19 protein-coding genes, 1 pseudogene and 1 other annotated feature are annotated in these 24,826 nt (G+C 39.1%); of the genes and pseudogenes, 4 read left to right on the top strand and 16 right to left on the bottom strand.

Going from position 1 to position 24,826, the window contains the following annotated elements; all coding sequences use genetic code 11:
- Nucleotides 1–20: 20 nt before the first annotated feature.
- From HMPREF2933_RS09750 to HMPREF2933_RS05805, 9 genes are all read right to left on the bottom strand, one after another.
- Nucleotides 21–3,743 carry a mucin-binding protein gene (locus HMPREF2933_RS09750; protein ID WP_083308034.1) on the bottom strand — a complete coding sequence of 1,241 codons (3,723 nt, stop codon included), beginning with the start codon at nucleotides 3,741–3,743 and terminating at the stop codon, nucleotides 21–23.
- Between the two features lie 388 nt (nucleotides 3,744–4,131).
- Complete coding sequence (gene rpmA / locus HMPREF2933_RS05840; protein ID WP_003032879.1) at nucleotides 4,132–4,425, bottom strand: 50S ribosomal protein L27; 294 nt, start codon at nucleotides 4,423–4,425, stop codon at nucleotides 4,132–4,134.
- Nucleotides 4,426–4,442: 17 nt separating this feature from the next.
- Complete coding sequence (locus tag HMPREF2933_RS05835; protein ID WP_003032850.1) at nucleotides 4,443–4,787, bottom strand: ribosomal-processing cysteine protease Prp; 345 nt, start codon at nucleotides 4,785–4,787, stop codon at nucleotides 4,443–4,445.
- 16 nt (nucleotides 4,788–4,803) lie between these two features.
- Nucleotides 4,804–5,118: a 50S ribosomal protein L21 gene (gene rplU, locus HMPREF2933_RS05830; protein ID WP_024051792.1), complete on the bottom strand. Its 315-nt coding sequence runs from the start codon at nucleotides 5,116–5,118 to the stop codon at nucleotides 4,804–4,806.
- Between the two features lie 34 nt (nucleotides 5,119–5,152).
- Nucleotides 5,153–5,224, bottom strand: a sequence feature (ribosomal protein L21 leader region).
- A 135-nt stretch (nucleotides 5,225–5,359) separates the two neighbouring features.
- A complete protein-coding gene (gene thiI / locus HMPREF2933_RS05825) occupies nucleotides 5,360–6,574 on the bottom strand; it encodes a tRNA uracil 4-sulfurtransferase ThiI (protein WP_024051793.1) in 1,215 nt (404 codons plus the stop codon).
- Nucleotides 6,575–6,577: 3 nt separating this feature from the next.
- Nucleotides 6,578–7,720, bottom strand: a complete 1,143-nt coding sequence (locus HMPREF2933_RS05820; RefSeq protein ID WP_042753980.1) for a cysteine desulfurase family protein — start codon at nucleotides 7,718–7,720, stop codon at nucleotides 6,578–6,580.
- A gap of 112 nt (nucleotides 7,721–7,832) precedes the next feature.
- Nucleotides 7,833–9,752 (bottom strand): fructose-bisphosphatase class III, encoded by a 1,920-nt coding sequence (locus tag HMPREF2933_RS05815; protein WP_024051795.1) that lies wholly within the window; start codon nucleotides 9,750–9,752, stop codon nucleotides 7,833–7,835.
- 42 nt (nucleotides 9,753–9,794) lie between these two features.
- On the bottom strand, nucleotides 9,795–10,613 hold the full coding sequence (locus HMPREF2933_RS05810) for a pyruvate, water dikinase regulatory protein (protein WP_003032860.1): 819 nt from the start codon (nucleotides 10,611–10,613) through the stop codon (nucleotides 9,795–9,797).
- A gap of 13 nt (nucleotides 10,614–10,626) precedes the next feature.
- On the bottom strand, nucleotides 10,627–11,256 hold the full coding sequence (locus tag HMPREF2933_RS05805) for a CBS domain-containing protein (protein WP_024051796.1): 630 nt from the start codon (nucleotides 11,254–11,256) through the stop codon (nucleotides 10,627–10,629).
- A 181-nt stretch (nucleotides 11,257–11,437) separates the two neighbouring features.
- On the opposite strand from HMPREF2933_RS05805, the gene ppdK reads away from it, so the two are divergent.
- Both ppdK and HMPREF2933_RS05795 read left to right on the top strand, forming a co-directional pair.
- Complete coding sequence (gene ppdK, locus HMPREF2933_RS05800; RefSeq protein ID WP_024051797.1) at nucleotides 11,438–14,047, top strand: pyruvate, phosphate dikinase; 2,610 nt, start codon at nucleotides 11,438–11,440, stop codon at nucleotides 14,045–14,047.
- Nucleotides 14,048–14,245: 198 nt separating this feature from the next.
- Nucleotides 14,246–14,674, top strand: a complete 429-nt coding sequence (locus HMPREF2933_RS05795) for a DUF6556 family protein (RefSeq protein ID WP_003034958.1) — start codon at nucleotides 14,246–14,248, stop codon at nucleotides 14,672–14,674.
- A gap of 243 nt (nucleotides 14,675–14,917) precedes the next feature.
- Here HMPREF2933_RS05795 and HMPREF2933_RS05790 read toward each other — a convergent pair whose 3' ends face one another.
- The 7 genes and pseudogenes from HMPREF2933_RS05790 to lepA form a co-directional block, all read right to left on the bottom strand.
- Complete coding sequence (locus HMPREF2933_RS05790) at nucleotides 14,918–15,988, bottom strand: ABC transporter substrate-binding protein (protein WP_024051798.1); 1,071 nt, start codon at nucleotides 15,986–15,988, stop codon at nucleotides 14,918–14,920.
- Nucleotides 15,985–16,758 carry an ABC transporter permease gene (locus HMPREF2933_RS05785; protein WP_022525953.1) on the bottom strand — a complete coding sequence of 258 codons (774 nt, stop codon included), beginning with the start codon at nucleotides 16,756–16,758 and terminating at the stop codon, nucleotides 15,985–15,987. The genes HMPREF2933_RS05790 and HMPREF2933_RS05785 overlap by 4 nt, the downstream gene beginning before the upstream one ends.
- A complete protein-coding gene (locus HMPREF2933_RS05780; RefSeq protein WP_024051800.1) occupies nucleotides 16,755–17,561 on the bottom strand; it encodes an ABC transporter permease in 807 nt (268 codons plus the stop codon). Before HMPREF2933_RS05780 ends, HMPREF2933_RS05785 begins: the two co-directional genes overlap by 4 nt.
- Nucleotides 17,542–18,699 (bottom strand): ABC transporter ATP-binding protein, encoded by a 1,158-nt coding sequence (locus tag HMPREF2933_RS05775; protein WP_024051801.1) that lies wholly within the window; start codon nucleotides 18,697–18,699, stop codon nucleotides 17,542–17,544. The genes HMPREF2933_RS05780 and HMPREF2933_RS05775 overlap by 20 nt, the downstream gene beginning before the upstream one ends.
- 97 nt (nucleotides 18,700–18,796) lie before the next feature.
- Nucleotides 18,797–19,699, bottom strand: a complete 903-nt coding sequence (gene murB / locus HMPREF2933_RS05770; RefSeq protein ID WP_024051802.1) for a UDP-N-acetylmuramate dehydrogenase — start codon at nucleotides 19,697–19,699, stop codon at nucleotides 18,797–18,799.
- Between the two features lie 247 nt (nucleotides 19,700–19,946).
- A pseudogene (locus HMPREF2933_RS05765) lies at nucleotides 19,947–20,576 on the bottom strand (hypothetical protein).
- 109 nt (nucleotides 20,577–20,685) lie between these two features.
- Nucleotides 20,686–22,509 carry a translation elongation factor 4 gene (lepA, locus tag HMPREF2933_RS05760; protein ID WP_024051804.1) on the bottom strand — a complete coding sequence of 608 codons (1,824 nt, stop codon included), beginning with the start codon at nucleotides 22,507–22,509 and terminating at the stop codon, nucleotides 20,686–20,688.
- A 136-nt stretch (nucleotides 22,510–22,645) separates the two neighbouring features.
- Here lepA and HMPREF2933_RS05755 point away from each other — a divergent pair, with 136 nt between their 5' ends.
- Together HMPREF2933_RS05755 and pepT are read left to right on the top strand one after the other, a co-directional pair.
- Entirely contained in the window at nucleotides 22,646–23,461 is an 816-nt protein-coding gene (locus tag HMPREF2933_RS05755) for a Cof-type HAD-IIB family hydrolase (RefSeq protein WP_024051805.1), read from the top strand.
- Between the two features lie 132 nt (nucleotides 23,462–23,593).
- On the top strand, nucleotides 23,594–24,817 hold the full coding sequence (pepT, locus tag HMPREF2933_RS05750; protein WP_024051806.1) for a peptidase T: 1,224 nt from the start codon (nucleotides 23,594–23,596) through the stop codon (nucleotides 24,815–24,817).
- The last annotated feature ends 9 nt before the right edge of the window (nucleotides 24,818–24,826 follow it).

Below are 24,826 nucleotides of genomic sequence, written 5' to 3'. Positions count from 1 at the left end.
ATATGTTTACAAAAGGTTCATCAATCCTCTTTTTTACAACGACCAACTAAACCCAAAGCTGATAAAAGTAAACCGATACCTGTCAGCATTGTAAAAGTTGAACCATCTTGTACATCACCTGTGCTTGGCAAAAACTTTTCTTTCGCTGGAGCTAGTTTGGTCGGAGGTGTTTGTACAACCGTCAAAGTTGGAGGTGCTGGTTTGTCCGAGACTGACGGAACTACTGGAGGTGTTGGCTTGTCTGGAGTCACTGGATTCGCAGTGTAATGCACATCTTTGACAATGTTTTCTTGAGTAACGGCTTCTGATGGAACCGTCTCAATGTCAACACTGTAGCCCGGAATCACTGGTGATGGCACAGCATCATAGTTGGCTTTATCGCTTGTCCAAGCTGTGGCAGAAACTTCTGTGCCTGTGATTTTATCTTTGGTTACTGTACGAGTCCAAGTCGCTGTTTGCACCTTGTCTTCTGGTGTCTGGTCACCGGCACCGTGGTAACGAACAGTCAAGTTTACATCCTTGCTTTCTTGGATATCAGTGATACCATGCTTCAAGTGAACAACTACATTTTGATCGTGGCTACTGTCAAGGTCAAACTTAGCTGGAAGCTGGTCTTTCGAAACCAATTCATAACCTTGAGCTAGATAAGCATTCACCATTAAATCATATTTTTCTCGGGCACTAGCTGAAAGAGGAGTATCAGAGCCTCCGCTGGTAAGTACTTCCTTATCTTTCAGCGTTTTTTGAGCAGTGTCGTCAATGATGGTATAGGTTACTTTTTGCTTATCTGCTTTATAGGTAACCGTTTCTTCAATATCTGCGCTATCTCCCGTAATCTGTTCAACGGCTGCTACAGTTGCCTTATCTGGTGTATAACCATCAACCTTTGGAGAAACTACCTCTGGGAAGGTTCTGGTAGACGGGATCCAAGAATACTTACGGACAATCTTATTAGTCACCAGATCCTTTTTGATAAGCCGGACAAAGTCCAGAATCTGAACCGTCGTATCCGCTGCCTCTGTGTTATCTTCGTAAACATACTTGATGGTCTCATAGACAGTCCTTCTGTCTTCAACTAAATCCATCTTATGACGTAGATGAACTTCAAAGGTTTGAAGATTTTCATTATAGGTTACACCAGTTGCTGGATAACCATCTGAAACGAGTTCATAATTTCGATCAGTATACGTCTTAATGGTTTCAGCTGTTCGATAAGGATCAGTCCGCCCATAACGTCCATTCAGATTCTTCGTTTCAAGCGTTTCTCCTGTTGTGTCATCGATATAAGTTACCTTTGCACTAGCTGGATTAGCTTTGTAAACAACTGTCTTTTCGATATTGTAACTGTTAGCCGTAATATTGTCAACTGCTGGAACCTCCGCCAAATCTGGAGTGTAACCTTTGATTGTTGGTGATGTTACGGCCACAAAACTTGTTCCATTTTCCGCTGTCCAATCACCAGTTGTAACATTTGTAACAAGGTCAGTTGTTGCTGTTCTAGTGAAATCTAATGTAGCAACATAGGTTGGTTTTGCTTCTGTACCATTTTCATAGACATATCTGATAGTCTCTTTGACAGTTCTCTTTTGAGTTTCAGTTTTTGTCTTATGTTTTAAATGAACCTCAAATGTTTGAAGTTTATCATTATATTTTACACCTGTTGGTGGATACTCATCTTTAACCAGTTCATAATTTTGATCTGTATACTTTTTAATAGTTTCGGTTGTTCTATATGAATCAGTAGTGTTGTAGTCGCCAGTCAATTCTTTTGTTTCAAGAACTTTATTTCCATCAGTATCATCAATATACGTTACTTTTGCATTAGATTTATTTACAGCGTATACATAGTAAAAATCTTGATCGTTATTTTCAAAAGCTATGGACTGACTAGTAGTAAGCTGTTTTCCTGATATTGAAGTAATAGGATTCTGTGTCGTTACAAGAGTATATCCTGCAATCGTTTTCGGAGTAGCCTTATAATCTGGTGATTTAGGAACACTCCCCCCTGCTGGGAAACCAAATTGATAATCTTGTGTTTCTATTTCTTTACCTGTAGTATCTACATAGTGTATTGTAATCTTTTTTTGACCTTCTGCACGTGCATTTGATGGAGTTGTTGCGGCAGAAATCGTTTCTTCTTTAAGCTTAGTTACATTACCATTGTCATCAACGTTATAACTATAACTTCTTGACTCATTCGTTATAGTATTCTTAATTGAGGAATCTGCAAAAGTAATTCGTGTTGAATGTCCAGTTCCTTGAATGACACTAGCATCCTTTAAAATAGCACTAACTTTTTTATTGACTTCTTCTGTTCTGTTGATTTCCTGATACTTATCTCCCATTTGAGCATAATCATCAGTTGGCCAAATTTCATGATAGGTAGTTGCACCCTCACCTATCATTTTCCCTAAATTGATGGCAACTGTATAAGTTCCATCTCCATTATCAATAACAACTGAAGAATTTTTGCCTGCTTGCTTTAATGCTTTAAGAAGAGTATCATTTGTTGAATTTGCAGGTAGATCTATTAACTTATTATCTGGATCTGACTTTATACTAATAGAGCTAGGAGTATCTCCTTTAACAAGATACTTCCCATCTTCGCTAATAGCTAAGGTAGAAGTATATCTTTTCGGATCAGGTTTGATACTAATAATTTTCGATCCATTATCTGGTTTTATACGGTAAATAGAAATGATATCTCCTTGAGGAATCCCTGTTTGTCCAGGATTTTTGCCATCGCTAGATAATAGATTATTATAATAGTTAGCATCACCAGTTGAAGTACCTAATTTTATTGAATCAGCTTTATCACTACTAGCGCTATTATAAACTGCAAAAGGAGCCTGTGCTTTTTCAAACGTCCTAGGCTGAGGTTTAAACGTAAATGTATTCCCATTTATTTCTAAAACAATATTTTCATAACTTGATTTTGCTGTAAATTTTCCAATAGTTGCTGCTTTTTGAGTAATTTCAACAATTTTTTGTCCTTCAAATTGATTATTTAAAGTAATCACATAAGCAAGATTATTTGGATCAGAATGTTCAAATTTAATTGTTCCAACACCGTTTATTGGTTCCTCTGTTCCTGAACCAAGATTAGAGTAGTACGCTCTATAAGCATTGTTTACCAATTTAACTGGAATGCGAATCTTTGTACCAGCCTTTAGAGTCCCATCTTGAGTCAGAGTAAATTTCATATGAATTTGCTCAAATGCTATTTCTTGATTGGATAAAGTTTTTTCATCCCCAGAACTCATAGTTGTTCCATCTTTTGTTGTAACAGTCACTTTGAAATCTGAAATCTGAGAAAGAGCTTCTGTCACACTTCTGCGACTGCGAGCTGCTCTTGTTTGAGGTGCTGTATTCGTTTCTTCTGTCTTCGGAGTTGTTTCTGATTGAGACGGAGTTGGAGATGGTTTAGAAGATTCTTCTTCCGTTGATGAGCTATTGCTGCTTGATGGAGATGAATCTTCTGATAACGTGCTTTCTGTACTTGAGCTTTGAAGTCCTGAAACAGATTGAGCCGCATCCATTATTTCATTTTCTGATACTGAAGAAGCATCTTCTGATATTGGAGTTGGAACAACAGCTTTTTCAGTTTCCGTTTTCTCTGATGAATCTGAAACACTAGTAACTTGACTGTTCATACTACTCTGCTCATCAGCTTGAACCGTCTGACTTCCTCCCACAATTCCATACATTGCTAAAGTGGCTATCGCAACGGAAACAAGACCCACGCTTTTCTTCCGTAAAGAAAATTTATCACGTTTTCCATTATAAAGTTTAAAACTTTTAACTTAGTATATTCCTTCCATAGTAAAATATCTATATAATTTTTATCTGATGGGTAAAGTTGAGAATAAAAAACCATTACCCATTCCTAAAAATTGAATAAACCTACAATATATATTATACTTTGATAACTGTAATTATTCAACTAATATGATACTAAAATACATAAAAAACACATGTGAAATGTACTTAAAATAAAGATAGCTGCAAAATTGTTTACAGCTATCTTATAATGAGATGAAGATTGTTCGTTTTATCTACATTTCTTTTGTTGTTTTCAAATTATCATTTCCAAAAGAAAGACCCGTACCATGAGGTAGGGACTTTCAATTCTTATTTCGCAATTGGGTAAACAGAAACTTGTTTTTTATCGCGACCTTTGCGTTCAAAGCGTACAACGCCTTCAACTTTTGCAAACAAAGTGTCATCTCCACCGCGTCCAACGTTGACACCTGGATAGATGTGAGTACCGCGTTGACGGTAAAGAATAGATCCACCAGTTACAGTTTGTCCGTCAGCTGCTTTAGCTCCAAGACGTTTTGCTTGTGAATCACGTCCGTTAGATGTAGAACCTCCACCTTTTTTATGAGCGAAAAGTTGCAGGTTCGCAAGATTCATTTTCAACATAATGTTTTTCCTCCGTGTTAGTTTTCTGTGATAACTCTTGTCTGGACGAACTCAGCTGAGTCCTCCGATAAGTTTGCCATACCCAAGAAGAATGATTCAAAGAAAAGTTGAGTCATTTCTCTTTGGTGAGATGGAATATCTGTAGGAATCTCTACCCGTAAGAATCCACCTTCTTCTTCGTTTAATTCTAAGATTGGTTCATAGCCTGCGAATTTTTCAATCGAATTGATGAAATTTATGGCAAGCGTAGAAACCGACGCACACACGACATCAAAGCCGTATTCGCCACTTTCGGCGTGTCCAGTAATTTCTGCACTCCTCAGCTCACCATCCTCGGCTCGTTCAAAGACTGCTTGTATCATGTGCTCTCCTTAAAAATTAAGCGTTGATTGCATTGATGACAACCTTAGTATATGGTTGACGGTGACCTTGTTTACGATGGCTACCTTTTTTAGGTTTGTACTTGTAAGTAACAACTTTCTTTTGTTTTCCTTGTTTTTCAACAGTTCCAACAACAGTAGCTCCAGAAACAAGCGGAGTTCCGACAATAGTGTTTTCACCACCAACAAGAACAACTTCGTCAAATGTTACATCTTGACCAGCTTCAACGTCTAATTTTTCAACGTAAATTGCTTGACCAACTTCAACTTTAACTTGTTTGCCGCCAGTTTTAATGATTGCGTATGTGCTCATTATGCACCTCCTATGAATTTTACGGGTTTCCCCTAATTTTGTGAAGACTCGCCTAGCATCGTGGGACGAACCACTTATGACGATGTTCGAGCGGTTGCACAGGCTGTGCATAGTCAACTCTCTAAGTATAGCATTTCTAGAATTATTTGACAAGTATTTTTTATCAAAAGACTAACTCAGTAGCTTTTAGTAATTTTTAATAATTTCCCAGAATAACTTCCAATCTCAAAATCCGTTCTTATTACAACAATCCCTCAATCATTTCATCCACCTCGTCTGTTTCTGCTTCTGGTGTAATTTCAGTAATGATGATACCAGCAACAGCACGTTCCACTAAAGCATCTACATCCATACGTGCTTCGTATTGCTCTGCATTTTTTATCTTTGGATTGGTTTTCGGACGATCTGGGGCAAAAATGGTACAGCAATCTTCAAAGGGCTGAATTGAGATATTAAAGGTATCAATCTTTTCAGCAATGTCAATGATTTCCAGCTTATCCATGGTCACAACTGGGCGAATAATGGGAGTGTTGGTGACAGCATTAATCGCTTGCATACTCTCTAGCGTTTGGCTAGCAACTTGACCAAGACTTTCTCCGTTGATGATAACGAGCCCACCACGTTCTTCACGAATGCGATCTGTAATGCGCATCATAAAGCGTCGAGTTAGGGTCATCAGATAAGCTTCTGGTGCTTTTGCTTTAATTTCTTCTTGAATTTCCGTGAATGGCACTTCAATAAATTGAATACTGCCACCAAATTTGGTTAATTTGCGCGTCAAATCTTGCGCCTTTTTGAGAGCACCGGGACTTGTATAAGGGGGGCTAGCAAAATGCACCGCTTCAATATCCACCCCGCGTTTTAGAGCTAGATAGCCTGCAACGGGTGAATCAATCCCACCCGACAACATCAGCATGCCTTTTCCAGATGTTCCGACAGGAAGACCACCTGCTCCACGAATCGTTTCATAGGACAGATAGGCTGCTTCTTCGCGGATTTCTACTTGCAGTGTAATATCTGGCGCTTTCATCTTGACTTGAACATGTGGAATCGCATCAAAGACCGCATTCCCCAAGGCCTGGTTCAATTCACGACTATCCAATTCAAAATTGTGGTCACTGCGTTTGCTGGCAATCTTGAAAGTCATCCCCTCTTTATAAATTTCTTTCATAATTGTCTGCACCGCTTCAACCAAAGAAGGAACTGATTTTTCAATCTTATAAGACGGAGAGAAATTTTGAATCCCAAAAATTTGTTTAAGCGATTCTGCAACAGGTTGATAGTCCGTTCCGTGAAGATAGACATGTGCACGATCTCGGTCTGCTTTCACATGCACATCTGGGTAAACAGAGAGGACTGCTTGCATATTGCGTTTCAATTTGTTAATAAAACGCATGCGATTTTTTCCTTTGGTTGAAAGCTCGCCGTAACGAACCATAATTTCTGAATATTGCATTGTTTACCTTACTTTTCTAGTTTTTTCATAAATGAGTTTAAACGTTGTCAGGAATTGCTCAATCTGACTCATGTCATTATCGGCATCCAGACTAATTCGCACAGCCGTTTGAGCTAGGGATTTTTCAACACCCATAGCTATTAATGTTCCAGCTGGTTTGCCAGCTTTAGAGGAACAAGCACTCGTAGTAGATATATAAATGTCATACTCTTCAAAAGCATGAACCACTACTTCACCTCGTACGCCTTTAATTCCAAAAGTCAGGATATGGGGCGCAAACTCATCTATTCCTGAAAAAATCGTCACATCAGGGTATTTCGCTAGCTCTTCTAGGATAATCTCTTTCATTTTTGCGGTTCGTGTGGTGAAAGTTTCCAAATTTTCCATAGATATGCGCAAGGCTTTTGCAGTTGCTGCAATACCCGCCAAATTTTCAGTCGTAGAACGCTTGTCTGATTCTTGACCGCCACCATTCAACAGCGGACTGATTTTCTTACCAGACTTGATATAGACAAAACCAACACCCCGTAAGCCATGAAATTTATGACTGGAAAATGTTGCAAAGTCTACGCGATCAGTTAAATAATTTTCCGTTGGAATCTTGGCCATGGCTTGAACCGCATCCACATGAAAAGAAATAGTTGGCTTGTCCGCTAAAAGTTCTGAAATAGCTGCAATTGGTTGAACAGAGCCGATTTCATTGTTGACCGCCATAACTGAAATTAAAGTCGTATCCGATCGGATAAGGGTAGCTAATTTTTCAACATCTACAAAACCTTTTTTATCAACAGGCGCAAAGTCCACTTCAAAGCCTTGCTGCATCAGCCAGAGAGCGGATTCTTTCACTGCTGGATGCTCAATAGCAGACACAATGATATGCTTGCCATAACGCGCTTTTTCAAAAGCCACACCCTTGATAACCCAATTATCGCCTTCCGTCCCGCCAGACGTAAAGAAAATCTCTTGAGAGGATTTACCGAGAAGCTCCGCAATTTGCCTGCGAGATGCATCTAACAAGCGGGTCGCCTGATTGCCCAAACTGTGGAGACTAGAAGGATTTCCCCAAATTTTAGAAGCAACTTCTGTATAGCTAGCCAAAGCCTCTGGGTAAGGCTTGGTTGTTGCTGAATTGTCAAAATAAATCATCTTAAACCTCTCCATTTCAATACTCCTATTGTAACACGAAAAAGAAATGGGGACAACAGCAAAACTTGAAATGAAAAGGCCCTCCAAGTTTTGGCTTGGAGAGCCGTAAAGGTTAATCATAAAATTCATGCAAGAGAGCAGATAGTTCCTGTTGTTGTTCGATGAGGCTTTGCCCGATTGTCGTTGATTTTATCAAAGTTCGCTCACGGACATGCTCAATCACTTTCTTCAAGGATGAGAGATCCACAGCCTTCTCAATCATTTTTTGCACATTTTGAAAAGGTTGGTGTGTGACAATTTGAAAACCATATGAATTATTGAGCAAGGAATAACCAGCAATACCCGTTTTCTTTTGATAGGCTTCACACAACCCACCGTCAATGACAAATAGCATGCCTTCTCCTCGGATTGGAGATTCGCCTTTCAATGTTTTTACAGGTGTATGCCCATTTACAATCCTAGAATCTTCAGAAAAGAGACCGAATTCTTCCAAAATCAACTTGCAAATCTTAGCAGAATTCCGATAGGAGAAATAGGGATTTTCCTTTTCAACGTGCGTTTCCTTATCCTCAATAAAATAACGTTCTAGGGTGGTCATCTTGTCCTTGCCAAACAAGGGAGATAGTTTTCCATTCCAACAGTACCAGATAAGATCCGTTGAGAAATCGTTCTGAATTTCTGGATTTTTAGAACTTTCCCGAATATGGTATTCAAAAAAGTCGAGCAATTCTTTACCAGCATAGCGGATTTCATTGATCTGTAAGGGTTGAAATTCTCCTGACGCTTCTAGAGGAATACAGCCATGAAATAGGAGATGATTATTATAAATCTTATACATGGAGCCCTTCTTCATCAGAAAAGAGATGTGGTTCTTGAGCTGAAGAGAATGTTGGAAAGAATCCAGCAAGCTAGCAACCACTTCTTCTTCCTCGGCTATCAGCTGATCTGGATGTTGAGGATTGATTGTTTGAAAGCAAGTATTAGCTAAAAAATACTTCTTTTCTCCAACTAGAATACTTTCTTCCCAATAATCAATCTTATCAAGAGTAAGATGTTGAGCCATATCAAACTCCTGTCGCCTTTTAATCAGTTGATTTTCCAATTTAAACTGAATGATTGCTAGTGCTTGGTGAACCTTTTCCAGCTGGAGGATTTCTTTAGGAGAATAGCTATCGCTTCTTTTTCCTAATTTTGGTTTGAACTTTGCATTTTCCGAATAAGTCTTTTCAGCAAAGAGGACGAGTGGTCTTAGATTAAGACCATAAGCTCGCTCAATATCGTAAAGATACCCGTACCTAGCAGCTATTCGTAAGAGAATGAGTAGACATTCTTTTGAGCCGAAGAAAGCCCCCATCCAGATAATGTCGTGGTTACCCCACTGAATATCAACAGAATGATAAGCTATGATTTCATTCATTACTTTATCTGCGGCTGCCCCACGGTCAAAAATATCACCAACTATGTGAAGATGATCAATGATTAACTGCCGAATGACCTTTGCTAATGCCGAAATAAACTGACTTGCCTCGCCTAGATCAATCAAATAGTTCTGAATCGTTTCAAAATAAATATTGCTATCCGGCAGATTGCGATCTGTATAGAGCAATTCTTCAATCACATAAGCATATTGTGGTGGCAACGCCTTTCTCACTTTGGAACGAGTGTATTTTGCTGCCACAAAAGTTAGCAAAGTCAACAAGTTTTGAATAATTTCTCCATACCAACTCTTGTCTTTCAAAGGATAAAGAAAACCATCACTCAAAACTTCCTGAGGGTAAGCAATTAACAAGGTCAGCTTGTCTTTTTCCGATTTTGATAAATCCTCTCTAAAGCAGTCATTGATTTTTTCATTCAGATTCCCCGCACAGGTTCTTAAGATGTAGTCAAAAGCCTCAAACTCACCGTGAATATCGCTAAGATACAATTCTGTCCCTTTTGGCAAATTTAAAATAGCTTCCAGATTGATTAACTCTGTAATGACTTTTTGCTTGGAATCAAACTCTTTTAATAAAATTCGTTTGTATTGTTCCATTCGTTCACCTCGTTTAAATACAGCACCTTAGGGCTTTAATTCTTATTTTGAAGCCAGAGATTTTAAATGTTCTTCAATGATGCAAGCCGTTTCTTCAATAGATTTATCTGTCATATTGATAACATGTGCTTGATATTTTTGAAATACTTTTTTAGAATAATCCAATTCTTCATAAATTTTTTCTACATCTGTATAGCTTGTAGCTTGTGTCAAACCGAGCGCATCCAAACGGTTACTTCTTACTTTGACCAATTTATCCGGTTCACAAACCAGCCCAATCATTCTTCTTCTATCTACTTTATCCAAGATTTGCGGTAGCGGAACCTCTGGAATCAAGGGAAGATTGGACACTTTGTAACCTTTATTGGCTAAATAGATACTGAGCGGAGTCTTGGAAGTTCGAGAAACTCCTAGAATCACAAGATCTGACTCCAAAAATCCTTGCGGGTTCTTGCCATCATCATATTTAACAGCAAATTCAATAGCTGAAATTTTATTGAAATATTCCGTGTCCAAACGGTGCAGAACTCCCGGAACTTCAATCGGTTGCGTGCCTGTTTTTTCTTTGATGATTTCAAAAAATGGATTCATCAAATCCAGATAAGACAAATGATTGACTCTGCTAAATTCCCTCGCAGTTGCTGCCAAATGACTGTCTACTAAGGTACTAATCACAACTGCGTCATCTTTGATAGCGTCCTGCAAAATATCCAACAATTCAGACTCCTTATTTATAAAAGGGAAACGATAGCTATTATTAAAAATCAAATCTGGGTATTGAGCCATAACGGCTGACAGTAATTTTTGGGATGTTCCTCCCAAAGAATCAGAAATAGCGTAAATGGTAATCTCTTGTTTCATGAAAACTCCTTTTTTATCTATTCACTTCTGCATTTCTAGCTTCTTGGATAATAAAGTCCAACAAGGCTGACTTCGTAATTGTTCCGATAATATGACCTTCATTTTGCTCCTCCACAACAGGCAAGGAATCAATGGCAAAATCCTGCAAAAGTGCCGCAGCTTCAAGGATATTCAAATCTTTATGGCAGGTTTTTATATGCGGCATTCTGGTCATGCAAACGGCTACCGGTGTCACATCAATATTGGCATTGAGCGCTGCTCTTAACAAATCCTTTCGCGACAAAATACCTAGTAGCTGCTTTTTTTCATCTATCACATAGAGAACATCTGCATCATACATAAATAAAGTAATAATGGCATCTTGAATAAACGAATCGTGCGCCACCAATACTGGTGATGTCATGACATCTTCAACTTTCTTCTGAAAAGTATCAAAGAAAAAGAGCATTTCCAAATCCGAACCAGCATAAGTGTAGCCAACTTTCGGACTTGCTTTTAAAATCCCTACTAAGGTTAGAAAGGATAAATCTGAGCGCAAAGTTGCCCTAGACACATCTAACAGTTCTGAGATTTTTTCACCGCTAATCGGTTGATCTTTCTTTACAATCTCAACGATCTCTTTTTGTCGTTTTGTTAATTTCAACTGTTACTCCTTTTAAAAACTTCAATCTTTAATAATCATCATTATGTGTCATATTATAACAAATAGATTCTGATTGTCAATGATTTATGACTGATTCTTTTCTGTTGACAAACATATATGATGTATATTACAATGTATTTGTCTTTTATTATGACATATATTTAATAAATTGGAGGCAAAAATGGATAAATGGATTTATTCTTTTGAAGAAGGACGCGCTGAAGACAAGGCACTACTAGGTGGTAAGGGTGCCAATTTGGCAGAAATGACCCATTTGGAGCTGCCTGTACCTGAGGGATTCACAATTACAACTCAAAGTTGTCTACGTTATTTAGAAACTCCTTCCTTTTTCGAATCTATTTTAAAAGAGGAAGTTTTGAAAGCGATTACTAAACTAGAAACCAAAACAAATAAATTTTTCATGGGGAATGAACCCTCACTACTACTGGTTTCTGTCCGTAGCGGAGCTAAAATTTCTATGCCTGGTATGATGGACACGATTCTCAATCTTGGACTAAATGACTTGCGTGTTCAGACTTTAGCAGATGCGACAAATGCCAATTTCGCTTACAATTGTTATCGGCGTTTATTGCAGATGTTTGCTGATGTCGTTTACGGCATCCCCAAAGAAGAATTCGACCAATGTTTAGAAAAAACCGAAAAACAATTGAATAAGAAGGTCAATGACTTTTCAAAAGAAGAACACCAATCACTTATTCAACAATATAAAGAAGTCTATCAGGAACACTATCAAAATTTCCCACAAAGCCCTAAAGAGCAACTTTACGCTGCTATCAAAGCGGTATTCAAATCATGGAACAACCCACGCGCTAAAGTTTACCGCGAATTGAACCAAATTCCACATGATTTAGGTACGGCCGTCAATGTTCAGAGTATGGTGTTTGGCAATAGCGATCAAAAAAGTGGCACAGGCGTTGTTTTCACCAGAAATCCTGCTACTGGTGAACCTCATCTGTTTGGGGAATTTCTCCTCAATGCCCAAGGAGAAGATGTCGTAGCTGGTATTCGGACTCCAGAACCGATTGACTCTCTTAAACGAATCTTACCACAGGCCTATGAAGATTTTTGCAACTACGCCAAGATTCTTGAAAAACACTACAAAGATATGCAGGATATTGAATTTACCATTGAAAAAGAAAAGCTTTATATTCTGCAAACGCGAAACGGAAAACGGACGGCTAAAGCAAGCTTAAAAATTGCTTTGGATTTAGTGAACGAAAAAATGATTTCAAAGCAAGAAGCTCTCCTACGAGTCAGTCCTTCTACCATTGACCAACTGATTCACCCTGTTTTTGAAGAAAAAGCTTTAACATCAGCTCATCACTTAACTCAGGGACTTCCTGCTAGTCCAGGTGCCGCAACAGGAGAAATTGTCTTTACTGCCGAGAGCGCCAAAGAATTTCATGCACTTGGAAAGAAAGTGATTTTGGTTCGCCAAGAAACTTCTCCCGAAGACATTGAAGGAATGGTAGTTAGTCAAGCAATCGTGACCAGTCACGGTGGCATGACTTCTCATGCAGCTGTTGTAGCTCGTGGCATGGGCACTTGTTGTGTCGCAGGATGCGGAGAATTATCTATCAATGAAGACGGAAAAACACTTGTATGCGGTAAGGTAACCTTAAAAGAGGGAGACATCCTTTCTGTAGACGGCACTTCCGGCAAACTCTACATTGGAAGCATTCCAACCACTATGATTGATAATAATGACGAATTACAGATGTTCCTTTCTTGGGCAGATGAAATTGCACAGCTAACCGTTCGAGCGAATGCTGAAACCATTCAAGATTTGAAAACAGCTGTTCAATTTGGTGCCAAGGGAATTGGTCTGGCTCGTACAGAGCACATGTTCTTTGGTGAGGAACGGATTTTAGAAATGCGCAGATTGATTTTATCAACGAATGAAATCGAAACTAAGTCTGCTTTAATGACACTTTTAGCTTTCCAAGAAGAAGATTTCTATCAGATGTATCAAACCATTCAAGATAAACCGATGATTGTCCGTTTACTAGATCCGCCTATGCACGAATTTTTGCCAAAAACACAACAGGAAATTGAGCAATTATCCGGGAAATTGCAAGTACCTCTTGATACACTAACGCGGAAAATCACTTCTCTACAAGAAACGAATCCAATGCTGGGACATCGTGGTTGCCGCTTGGGAATTACACAGCCTGAAATTTATAAAATGCAGGTAGAAGCCGTTTTTAATAGCGCTATAAGACTAGCAAAAGAAGGCATGGTCATTAAACCAGAAATCATGATTCCTTTAATCGCAGAAAAGGCAGAGTTGGTTTCAATCAAAACATCTCTTTGTCAGCATATTGATAACATTTTCAAAAAACATCACATGCAGCCATTCCCTTATGAAATCGGTACAATGATTGAACTGCCACGCGCTTGTTTCATCGCAGATCAATTAGCCGAGGAAGCAGACTTCTTTAGTTTTGGTACCAATGATTTGACGCAAATGACCTATGGTTTTTCTCGTGATGATATTGGAAAATTTATCCAGCATTACAAAGAGGGAGAAATCATGTCATTTGATCCATTCCAAACCATTGACCGAGCTGGAGTGGGCGAGCTCATGAAAATAGCTATTTCTAAAGCTCATCAAGTGAAGCCAGAACTTCCAATTGGCATTTGTGGTGAAGTCGGAGGAGATCCAGCTTCTATTCCTTTCTTCCAAGAGATTGGCATTACTTATGTTTCTTGCTCACCTTATCGCGTTCCTGCTGCACGATTAGCTGTTGCGCAAGCACATCTTTTCTAGTTCCTTCCTTATGAGTGAATCAGCTCTTTCTATCTGCTAACAGGACAGACAAGGATGGAGCTGATTTTTTGTAAAAGGTAATTTTTTCAATCAATTTTCAATTGCTTTACATGGAATTTTCAACATTTTGAATTTTTTTAAGACAATTTTAAATAAAGAGGGTATAATGGAGATGAGAAAGGAGATTAGCAACTCACAATGGAAAATTATTCTCGAAAAAACAAAACTTCAAATACAAAAGAAGAAAAAACGCCTACTCGTCATCATATCAAAAAAGGACTTTCTGCTTTTCAGAAGACCCTTGCTACGATTGGGAGTATTCTTGGGATTATCACTGCAACAATTACAATCTTGACTTTCATGAACAATAATAAATCTGATACCAAGACAAAAAGTAGCCAGACGACACAAACAACTATTATCAAAGAAATTCAGAAAGAAACAACAACAGACGGGGCTAAATCTAGCGACACAACAGCTGCAAGTCAAGGCGAGACAGAAACGAGTAGCGCTAGTTCTGACACCACGCAGTCTAGTAATACATCAAGCGACACTAGCTCTAGCCAGACAAGCAGCACAACGACTGACAACGACACAAATACAACTACTTCAAGCTCTAGCAATTAAAAAAGCGGAAGCGAGACAACCAATCAGACCAAGGTCTAGGAGTTGCTCAACTTCCGTTATTTTTTATATTTAATTTTATACTCTCAATGAAAATCAAAAAGTCTGAATAAGATTCACTGCGTGAATCCTGTCCTACAACTCCAACTGGCTTCCAGAAGGTTTTTGATGGAAACCTCAGTTTCTCTATCCGCAGACTTTAACAGTCCGGTGGCTAACAAGGCTCGAAACAATTTTCACGGAGCATTATTTCCGATACATTTTCACTTGAAGATACAAGTCATTATAAATTCCCAACCACTTAGCGCCGAGTTGTTGATAGACCTCTAAGTGCTTCATTGTTTCTTCATCTGGGTAAAAGGCTTTGTCCTCTTGAATTTCTTTTGGCAACATCGCCTTAGCAGGCATGTTAGGTGTTGAGTAACCAACATACAAAGCATTTTTATAGGCATTTTCAGGTCTTAACATAAAGTTAATAAATTGATAAGCAGCTTTTTTATTTTTGACCGTTTTAGGAATGACAATATTATCAAACCAAAGATTGCTGGCTTCTGTTGGGACAACATAGCGAAGCTTGTCATTCTTTTCCAACATTTGCCGTGCTTCACCTGAAAAACTAACGCCAATCGCCGCATTGTTTTGAATCATATAGCCTTTCATTTCGTCTGCTACAATTGCTTTGATATTTGGTGTCAACGTATAAAGCTTATCAACTGCTTCTTGTAATTGCTTAGTATTTTTAGAATTGAGGCTATAACCTAAAGCATTTAACCCAACACCCATTACCTCGCGCGCTCCATCAATCATCATGATAGAGTTTTTATATTCAGGTCGCCACAAATCACTCCAATGCTTAGGAGCTGTTTTGACTAATTCTGTGTTGTAGACAATGCCTAGCGTTCCCCAAAAGTAAGGAATAGAGTATTGATTTTTAGGATCAAATGATTGATTTAAGAACCGTTTGCCAATATTTTCTAGTCCTTTAATCTGAGAATGATCCAACTTTTCTAGTAAGTGTTCCGACATCATTTTAGAAATCATGTATTCACTAGGAATGGCAATATCGTAAGTTGTCCCGCCTTGCTTAATCTTGGTGTACATGGATTCGTTGGAATCAAAAGTTTCATATTGGACTTGGACGCCCGTTTCCTTGGTGAACTTCGTCAGCAACTCTGGATCAATATAGTCTCCCCAATTGTAGATGACCAATTTGTCACCAGAGCCACTTTTTGTCCGACTTTCAATGTGATAACTCACTCCCCAGAGAACAAGGATAATGGCAACAATGCCCATTAAAAATGAATAGAGCTTTTTCATACCGCATCCTCCTTCTCACGAGAAATAAAGTAATAGCCAATCACTAAAAGAATACTAAACAGAAATACCAAAGCAGAAAGAGCATTGATTTCTAGCGAAATTCCTTGCCGAGCCCGCGAGTAAATTTCAACAGACAAGGTTGAGAAGCCATTTCCTGTCACAAAGAAAGTCACTGCAAAATCATCCAAGGAATAGGTAAAAGCCATAAAATACCCTGCAATAATGGCTGGTGTCAAATAGGGCAACATGATTTCTTTTAACATCTGAACTTGGCTTGCCCCTAAATCATAGGCTGCCTTAATCATGTCATCATTCATCTCTTTTAGCCGTGGCAATATCATCAAGACGACGATAGGAATTGAAAAGGCAATATGACTCGCCAGAACAGATAGAAAACCTAATTGAAATTTGATAGTTGTAAAAAGAATTAAGAAACTAGCCCCAATCATGACATCTGGCGCTACCATAAGGATATTATTAACCGATAAAAAGGCATCTTGGTATTTCTTTTTGGCTTGATAAATATAAATGGCACCAAACGTTCCGATTGCTGTTGCAATCAAAGAAGATAGAAAAGCTAGAAAAAAAGTTTGTGCCAAAATGAGCATCAGGCGAGTATCACTGAACATATTTTGAAAATGCGTCAGACTAAAGCCTGTAAACTTGCTCATATCATCGCCAGCATTAAACGCATAGCCAATCAAATAAAAAATCGGCAAATAAAGAATTAAGAAGACGACTGTTAAATAAATACTAGCAGTTTTTTTCATCGTTCTCCCCTTTCTTTCGTTGCCCACATGATAACGAGCATGGCTACAATCAAGACAACACCAATGGTTGAGCCCATGCCCCAATTTTGTGTAGTCAGAAAGTGCTGCTCAATGGCTGTACCTAGCGTAATAACGCGATTGCCACCGATCAAACGCGTCAGCATAAAAAGACTGAGACTGGGAATAAAGACAGACTGCACACCACTTCTCACGCCATTCATAGATAAAGGAAAAACGACACGACGGAAGGTTTCCCAACGATTGGCACCAAGGTCATAGCTAGCATTGATCAGATTTTGATCCATATCCTCTAAAACATTAAAAATCGGCAATATCATAAAGGGCAGCTCAATATAGCTGGCTACAAAAATAAAAGAGAAATCTGTAAACAGGATTTGTTGAGCACCTATCCCAATAAAACTTAAAAATTGATTGACAGAGCCATTTTGTCCGAAAATCCCAATAAAAGCATAAGCTTTGAGAAGCAGATTGACCCAGGTCGGCAAGATGATGAGCATCAACCAAAGCTGTCTGTGCTTTAGTTGCGTCAATAAAAATGCAGTTGGGTAACTGATTACTAAAGTGACAACTGTGATAATCCCCGCATATAAAACAGAGTTCAAACTCATTTTGAGATAAGTCAGATTTTGCGAAGTGAAGTAAGTCTTGTAGTTTTCAAGGGTGAAATGACCTTCGATATTGAAAAACGACTGCCAAACAATCATGGCAACAGGCGCCAATACAAATAATAAAATCCAAAGAATATAAGGAGCAACAAAAAGATTAGAGGTTGTTTTCTTCATCGCGCTCCTCCTCAATGGCATTGATTAAGCCAGCTTCTTGCTCTTCCATTTCCACATATTCTTCAATTCGAGCATCGAACTCTTCCTCTGTTTCATTAAGCCGCATGATATGAATGTCTTCTGGTTCAAAGTTCAGCCCAATCTCTTCTCCGACAATGGCCTTGCGAGTCGAATGAATCATCCACTCATTGCCCAATTCATCATAAGCGATAATCTCATAATGCACGCCACGGAAAAGCTGCGTATCAACCTTAACTTGCAGTTTTCCTTCTTCCGGAAGTGTAATCCGCAAATCTTCTGGACGAATGACGACTTCCACCTGCTCATTAGGACGCATTCCTCCGTCAACGGCTTCAAATCGTTTGCCATTAAATTCAACCAAATAGTCTTCAATCATCTTTCCAGGAAGAATATTGGATTCCCCGATAAACGTTGCTACAAAGTGATTGATAGGTTCATCATATATATCAACAGGTGTCCCTGACTGCACAATCTCCCCGTCATTCATCACAAAAATCCAGTCGCTCATGGCCAGTGCTTCTTCTTGGTCATGGGTGACAAAGACAAAAGTAATCCCTAGACGCTGCTGTAATTCCCGCAATTCATACTGCATGTCTGTTCGCAACTTCAAATCCAGTGCAGATAAAGGCTCATCTAGCAAAACGACACGCGGTTCATTGACAATAGCACGCGCAATAGCAACCCGTTGGCGTTGTCCACCGGACAATTTACGAATAGAGCGTTTCTCAAAACCATCCAAACGCACCATTTTCAGGACTTCTGCAACCCGTCGCTCTATTTCTTGTTTTTCAACTTTACGCAAACGCAACGGAAATGCCACATTTTCAAAAACAGTCATGTGCGGAAAAAGGGCATAGGACTGAAACACCGTATGCACATCACGTTTGTTGGTCGGAATATCGTTGATTCGGACGCCGTCAAGAAAAACATCACCGCTGGACGCATCCAACAAGCCAGCGATGATATTTAGAATGGTTGATTTTCCTGATCCAGAAGCACCTAAAAGAGTGTAAAACTTCCCTTCTTCTAATTCAAAATTGATGTCTTTTAAGACGACTGTATTATTATCCTCAAAAACTTTTGATACGTTTTTAAATTCAATGATTGGTTTGTTCAATTGCCATAAATTCCTTCTTTTTCATAGATTGACAGATTAAAGTCTTGTCCTGACTGATTTTTTTAGAGAATAATATGAATGTTGCCGCTAGAGACACTCATTTCTCGCCAATAATGCGGACTTCTCTTTCCAAAGTCACACCAGAATGAACTTTCACTGTCTCAATCACATGTGCAATCAAATTTTCATAATCTGCTGCAGTTCCATTATCAACATTGACCATAAAACCTGCATGTTTTGTCGAAACTTCTACCCCACCAATGCGGTACCCTTTTAAATTTGCTTCACTAATCAATTGCCCTGCGAAATGCCCCACCGGACGTTTAAAAACAGAGCCACAAGAAGGATACTCTAAAGGCTGCTTCAATTGACGAAGGTGGGTCAAACGTTCCATTTCTTGACGAATCACACGGTGCATACCTGGTGCTAAGGCAAAATTGGCAGAAATCACCACATCACCTGTCTGTTGAACATATGAACGGCGATAACCAAATTTCATATCTTGTGCACTGATATTTTTGATTTCTCCATCACGTGTCAGCACCTTACAAGAAAGTAAAATATGAGCAATTTCGCCACCATAAGCACCAGCATTCATAAAGACAGCTCCGCCAATGCTCCCTGGAATCCCGCAAGCAAACTCAAAACCTGTTAAGCTATGATGAAGTGCAATGTGTGTCGTTTCGATGAGATTAGCACCTGCTTCTGCTTCAATGGTGTAGCCATCCACTGCAACACCATTTAATTTATCAAACATAATCACAAAACCACGAATACCACCATCACGAACGATGATATTGCTAGCATTTCCTAGTACCATCCAAGGAATCTGCTCCCGATTAGCAAATTTCACCACTCGTGCCAATTCATAACGATTTCGCGGAAAAACCAGATAATCGGCAGCTCCACCTACTTTTGTATAAGTGTATTGTTTCAAAGGTTCATCAAAACGGATATCAATTCCGTTCAATTCTGATTTTAACATTTCTAAAGTTGACATTTTTTCTCTCTCTTAAACAAAATTCAATCTATTATACCAAATTTAGCAAATATTTACGATAGAATAAAGAAAAATATTTCCCTTACGAATCCGAAAAATGCTTGTACGTCCTTATTCGTGATTTTTATGAGCTATGAAAAAAGAGCGGGGAAGCTGTTATTGCATAGAAACCAACTTCTTCTCACTCTTTTCAATTTAAGTTTGAATATCACATTCTCTCAGTTCTTAAAGGTTTCTTTTAAACTTTCTATTTACGTAAACTCCATGTCTTTTCAATATAAGGAGGAAGCTTTATTAGGGTTTCTCGATTGCCTTCAAGTGCAATAAGATAAACTTTCTCGTCCTTTTTGAAAATTCAACTAACCAGATACTGCCCTGATTTCATGATGATATTTACTTGATAGGCTTCGTTACCTGCAACCGCTCCTTTTGAGCCACAAACTCTATTTACATTTTTATTGTTTTGCCAATTATAATAAATACGATTGGCAATTGTCTGAGCTGTAAACTCTTCTCTTTCTTGAATCTTAGCTTTTTCTTTCGTGTAAGCATTCATAGTTACAATATTGTAGCCAGAACCATCCGTATATTGAATACTGTCGCCACCATCAACATCCCTAAATTTCAACCAATTTTTTGGAATGTCAATATAGCCATAATCATCTGAGCCTACACGTTGCATTTCTTCCATCTTCACATCTTTTTTCATAACATTTGATGAACTTGAGCTACTGCTTTCTTTTGCAGATACTTTACTTGACGAAGATGACTGTTGTGATGATTTTGGTTTATTCCCTCCGCTTGAACTACATGCCTCTAGTGTAAAGATAAGGAGTACTGCTAAAAATAAAATCAGCCAGCTCTTTTTCTTCTTCATAACCAATTCCTTCTATATTTTTATTTCAGCATATTTATTTGAAGTTCACAACTATTTTACGGCACAAGAAAAGCGAGCATTCCACTCTCTTTATAGCTTTGGTACAATATCACTCATCATCCATGCTGAGGACGCTGAGGAACGCTTCTTGTGGCACTTCAACAGATCCGATGGCTTTCATCCGCTTCTTACCAGCCTTTTGTTTTTCCAAGAGCTTACGTTTACGGGAAACATCTCCACCATAACATTTTGCCAAGACATTCTTGCGCAAAGCTTTAATATCTGTCCGTGCCACAATTTTCTGACCAATTGCTGCCTGAATCGGCACTTCAAATTGCTGACGCGGAATAATTTTCTTTAATTTTTCAACAATCAATTTTCCGCGTTCATAGGCAAATTCCTTGTGAACAATGAAGCTAAGAGCATCTACTTTGTCACCATTAAGGAGAATATCCATTTTAACGAGACTCGACTTGCGGTATTCTGAGATTTCATAGTCAAAGCTAGCATAACCACGAGTTGAGGATTTTAGTTTGTCAAAGAAATCAAAGACAATTTCTGCCAACGGGATTTGGTAGATGACATTGACTCGATTTTCATCGATATAGTCCATAGTCACAAAGTCACCGCGTTTACGCTGAGCCAATTCCATTACCGCTCCGACAAATTCCTGCGGCACCATAATCTGTGCTTTGACATAAGGCTCTTCAATGGAATCAATCTTGGTCGGTTCTGGAAATTCGCTCGGATTGGAAACATCAAGGGATTCGCCGTCTGTCATATTAACCTTGTAGATAACCGACGGTGCCGTCATAATCAGATCAATATTAAACTCACGCTCCAAACGCTCCTGAATGACGTCCATGTGCAACAAGCCCAAGAAGCCACAGCGGAAGCCAAAACCTAAAGCTTGAGAAGTTTCGGGCTCAAATTGAAGACTAGCATCATTAAGCTGAAGTTTTTCCAAAGCTTCCCGCAAATCATTATATTTATTGGACTCAATCGGATAAAGTCCAGCAAAAACCATCGGGTTCATCTGCTTGTAGCCATGAAGTGGTTCATCTGCTGGATTGTCCACTAAGGTCACCGTATCGCCAACCCGAGTATCTTGAACGGTCTTGATCGAAGCTGCGATATAACCAACATCACCTGTTGCGAGGAAATCTCGTCCAACAGCTTTTGGAGTAAAAATACCAACTTCAGTCACATCAAAGGTCTTGCCATTGCTCATGAGCTGAATGGTATCACCTGGCTTCACAACTCCGTCCATCACGCGTACTTGCAGAATAACTCCACGATAAGCATCATAAACCGAGTCAAAAATAAGGGCTTTGAGTGGAGCGGTCACATCTCCTGTCGGCGCAGGAACTTTCTCCACGATTTGCTCTAGAATCTCTTCAATCCCGATACCAGCTTTAGCCGAAGCCAACACAGCTTCGCTTGCGTCCAAACCAATGACATCTTCAATCTCAGTCCGTACTCGCTCTGGATCAGCAGCAGGCAAGTCAATTTTATTGATAACCGGCAAAATTTCTAAATCATTATCCAAGGCGAGGTAGACATTGGCTAAAGTTTGTGCTTCAATGCCTTGTGCTGCATCAACCACCAAAACAGCTCCTTCACAAGCTGCCAAAGAACGAGAGACCTCATAAGTAAAGTCCACATGCCCTGGTGTGTCAATCAAGTGGAAAATATAAGTTTCGCCGTCCTTAGCAGTATAGTTGAGTTCAATCGCATTGAGCTTAATGGTAATGCCCCGCTCCCGCTCCAAATCCATGCTATCCAAAAGCTGAGCCTGCATTTCTCGACTCGAAACCGTATCCGTTGCTTCCAAGATTCTGTCTGCCAAAGTTGATTTACCGTGATCAATATGCGCGATAATGGAGAAATTTCGAATTTTCTCCTGCCGCTTTTTTAATTCATCTAAGTTCATTTTTCTCATCCTTTTCGGGTATTCTATTTATTATAACATAAGAAAGGTGACTTTTACCAGTCTTGAAAAAGCATTCTATATCCCGTTTCATTTGTGCTATAATAGAAATAAATATATTTACAGAAACGAGAATGCTATGATTAAACTAATCGCATTAGATATGGACGGTACGCTTTTAAATAGTCAAAAAGAAATTCCCAAGGCACATATTCAAGCAATTCATCAAGCTGTCGAACATGGAGTAAAGCTGGTTCTTTGTACAGGTCGCCCTCTAGTCGGAGTGAAACCTTATTATGAACAATTAGGACTGAGTGGAGATAATGAATATGTCATTATCAATAACGGCTGCTCCACTCATCAAACAAAGGATTGGAAGCTTGTTGCTTGGAAAGAGTTGAGTGTGGAAGACATTCTTTACTTGGATAAAATTTCCAAGCAAACTCCTGTCCAATTGACTCTTTTTGATGAAGAACGTTATTTAGTAGTAGACGAAAAGCCAAGTGAGTTAGTCACTTATGACGCTAGCCTTGTTTTTACAACCCCCACAGAAATCAGCCTCAAAGAAGCTATCAGTGGCAAGAATATCATGTTTCAAGCTATGTTTCTAGCACAGCCTGATGAGTTAGATACCTTTGAAAAGCAATTTGCAAGCCAGATTTGCCAGCATTTCAGTGGCGTTCGTTCCCAACCAGTCATTTACGAAGCCATGCCCAAAGGCACTACTAAAGCGACTGCTCTTAGGGAATTAGCTCAACGATTAGATATCAAGCCCCAAGAAATTATGGCACTTGGTGACGCCAATAATGACATCGAAATGTTAGAGTTTGCAGGTTTTGGTGTAGCTATGGGAAATTCTAGCGACTATGTCAAAAAACTCGCTGATTACGTTACAGATAGCAATGATGAAAACGGTGTTGCCACAGCTATTGAAAAACTCATTTTAAATAACTAATAGGATGAATCATGAGATTCTTTTCAAGTTCATGATTTTTATTGAGAATATTGTCATTCTTTCACTATTTGTAAATAGCCTTCCCTCTCAAAATATGATACACTAATTACATCTATGCAAAAAGGAGAACTTATGAACTACCCTACTCTTTTAGAACGTTTTTTGACTTATGTAAAAGTAAATACGCGCTCAGACGAGACCTCCGCTACTACTCCCAGCACCCAGAGTCAGGTGGACTTTGCGACTAATATCCTTATCCCTGAGATGAAGCGGGTCGGCTTGGAAAATGTCTACTACTTACCAAATGGCTACGCTATCGGTACTCTTCCTGCAAATGACTCAAGTTTCACACACAAGATTGGTCTCATTTCCCACATGGACACCGCAGATTTCAACGCAGAAGGTGTCAATGCACAAATTATTGAAAATTATGATGGTGAAGTGATTCCGCTTGGGCAGTCTGGTTTTAATCTTGACCCTGCTGATTTTGCTAGTTTGAAAAAATACAAAGGACAAACCTTGATTACAACCGATGGAACGACTCTTCTTGGATCTGATGATAAATCAGGTATTGCTGAAATTATGACAGCAATTGAATATCTAGCAGCTCATCCTGACATCAAACACTGCGAAATTCGAGTTGGCTTTGGTCCAGATGAAGAAATCGGTATCGGAGCTGACAAGTTTGATGCGGCAGATTTCGATGTGGATTTTGCTTATACGATTGACGGTGGACCGCTCGGAGAACTTCAATTTGAAACCTTTAGCGCAGCCGCAGCTGACATTACTTTCCAAGGACGCAATGTCCACCCAGGCACTGCCAAAGGACAAATGATTAACGCTCTGCAATTAGCCATTGACTTTCATAATCAATTGCCAGAAGGTGCTCGACCAGAGCTGACAGACGGCTACGAGGGCTTCTACCACCTTATGAATGTAGAAGGAACTGTCGAAGAAGCAAAAGCAAGTTATATCATTCGTGACTTCGACACAGCAACTTTTGAGCAACGCAAAGAACTGATGCGCTCTATTGCCGATAAGATGAATGCAACGCTTGGAGGCGAACGTGTTCAGTTAGAGCTTAAAGATCAATACTACAATATGCGCCAAGTCATTGAAAAAGACATGACACCTATCAATATTGCAAAGGCTGTTATGGAAAAATTGGACATCAAACCGATTATCGAACCTATTCGTGGCGGAACAGACGGCTCAAAGATTTCCTTTATGGGCATTCCGACACCAAATATCTTTGCTGGTGGTGAAAATATGCATGGACGCTTTGAATATGTCAGTCTGCAAACAATGGAACACGCCGTTGATACTATTATTGGTATCGTTTCTTACAAAGACTAACATTCCATA

The sequence above is a fragment of the Streptococcus sp. HMSC066F10 genome (assembly GCF_001813805.1).
Classification (GTDB): Bacteria; Bacillota; Bacilli; order Lactobacillales; family Streptococcaceae; genus Streptococcus; species Streptococcus vaginalis.
Note: the sequence above shows the minus strand (reverse complement) of the source record. Positions and strands in the feature narration are given on the sequence as shown.

Excerpts from the sequence above, each read along its gene's own strand:
- rpmA (WP_003032879.1), bottom strand. The coding sequence starts at position 4,425 with ATGTTGAAAATGAATCTTGCGAACCTGCAACTTTTCGCTCATAAAAAA.
- HMPREF2933_RS05835 (WP_003032850.1), bottom strand. The coding sequence starts at position 4,787 with ATGATACAAGCAGTCTTTGAACGAGCCGAGGATGGTGAGCTGAGGAGT.
- rplU (WP_024051792.1), bottom strand. The coding sequence starts at position 5,118 with ATGAGCACATACGCAATCATTAAAACTGGCGGCAAACAAGTTAAAGTT.
- thiI (WP_024051793.1), bottom strand. The coding sequence starts at position 6,574 with ATGCAATATTCAGAAATTATGGTTCGTTACGGCGAGCTTTCAACCAAA.
- HMPREF2933_RS05820 (WP_042753980.1), bottom strand. The coding sequence starts at position 7,720 with ATGATTTATTTTGACAATTCAGCAACAACCAAGCCTTACCCAGAGGCT.
- HMPREF2933_RS05815 (WP_024051795.1), bottom strand. The coding sequence starts at position 9,752 with ATGGAACAATACAAACGAATTTTATTAAAAGAGTTTGATTCCAAGCAA.
- HMPREF2933_RS05810 (WP_003032860.1), bottom strand. The coding sequence starts at position 10,613 with ATGAAACAAGAGATTACCATTTACGCTATTTCTGATTCTTTGGGAGGA.
- ppdK (WP_024051797.1), top strand. The coding sequence starts at position 11,438 with ATGGATAAATGGATTTATTCTTTTGAAGAAGGACGCGCTGAAGACAAG.
- HMPREF2933_RS05795 (WP_003034958.1), top strand. The coding sequence starts at position 14,246 with ATGGAAAATTATTCTCGAAAAAACAAAACTTCAAATACAAAAGAAGAA.
- HMPREF2933_RS05790 (WP_024051798.1), bottom strand. The coding sequence starts at position 15,988 with ATGAAAAAGCTCTATTCATTTTTAATGGGCATTGTTGCCATTATCCTT.
- HMPREF2933_RS05785 (WP_022525953.1), bottom strand. The coding sequence starts at position 16,758 with ATGAAAAAAACTGCTAGTATTTATTTAACAGTCGTCTTCTTAATTCTT.
- HMPREF2933_RS05780 (WP_024051800.1), bottom strand. The coding sequence starts at position 17,561 with ATGAAGAAAACAACCTCTAATCTTTTTGTTGCTCCTTATATTCTTTGG.
- murB (WP_024051802.1), bottom strand. The coding sequence starts at position 19,699 with ATGTCAACTTTAGAAATGTTAAAATCAGAATTGAACGGAATTGATATC.
- lepA (WP_024051804.1), bottom strand. The coding sequence starts at position 22,509 with ATGAACTTAGATGAATTAAAAAAGCGGCAGGAGAAAATTCGAAATTTC.
- HMPREF2933_RS05755 (WP_024051805.1), top strand. The coding sequence starts at position 22,646 with ATGATTAAACTAATCGCATTAGATATGGACGGTACGCTTTTAAATAGT.
- pepT (WP_024051806.1), top strand. The coding sequence starts at position 23,594 with ATGAACTACCCTACTCTTTTAGAACGTTTTTTGACTTATGTAAAAGTA.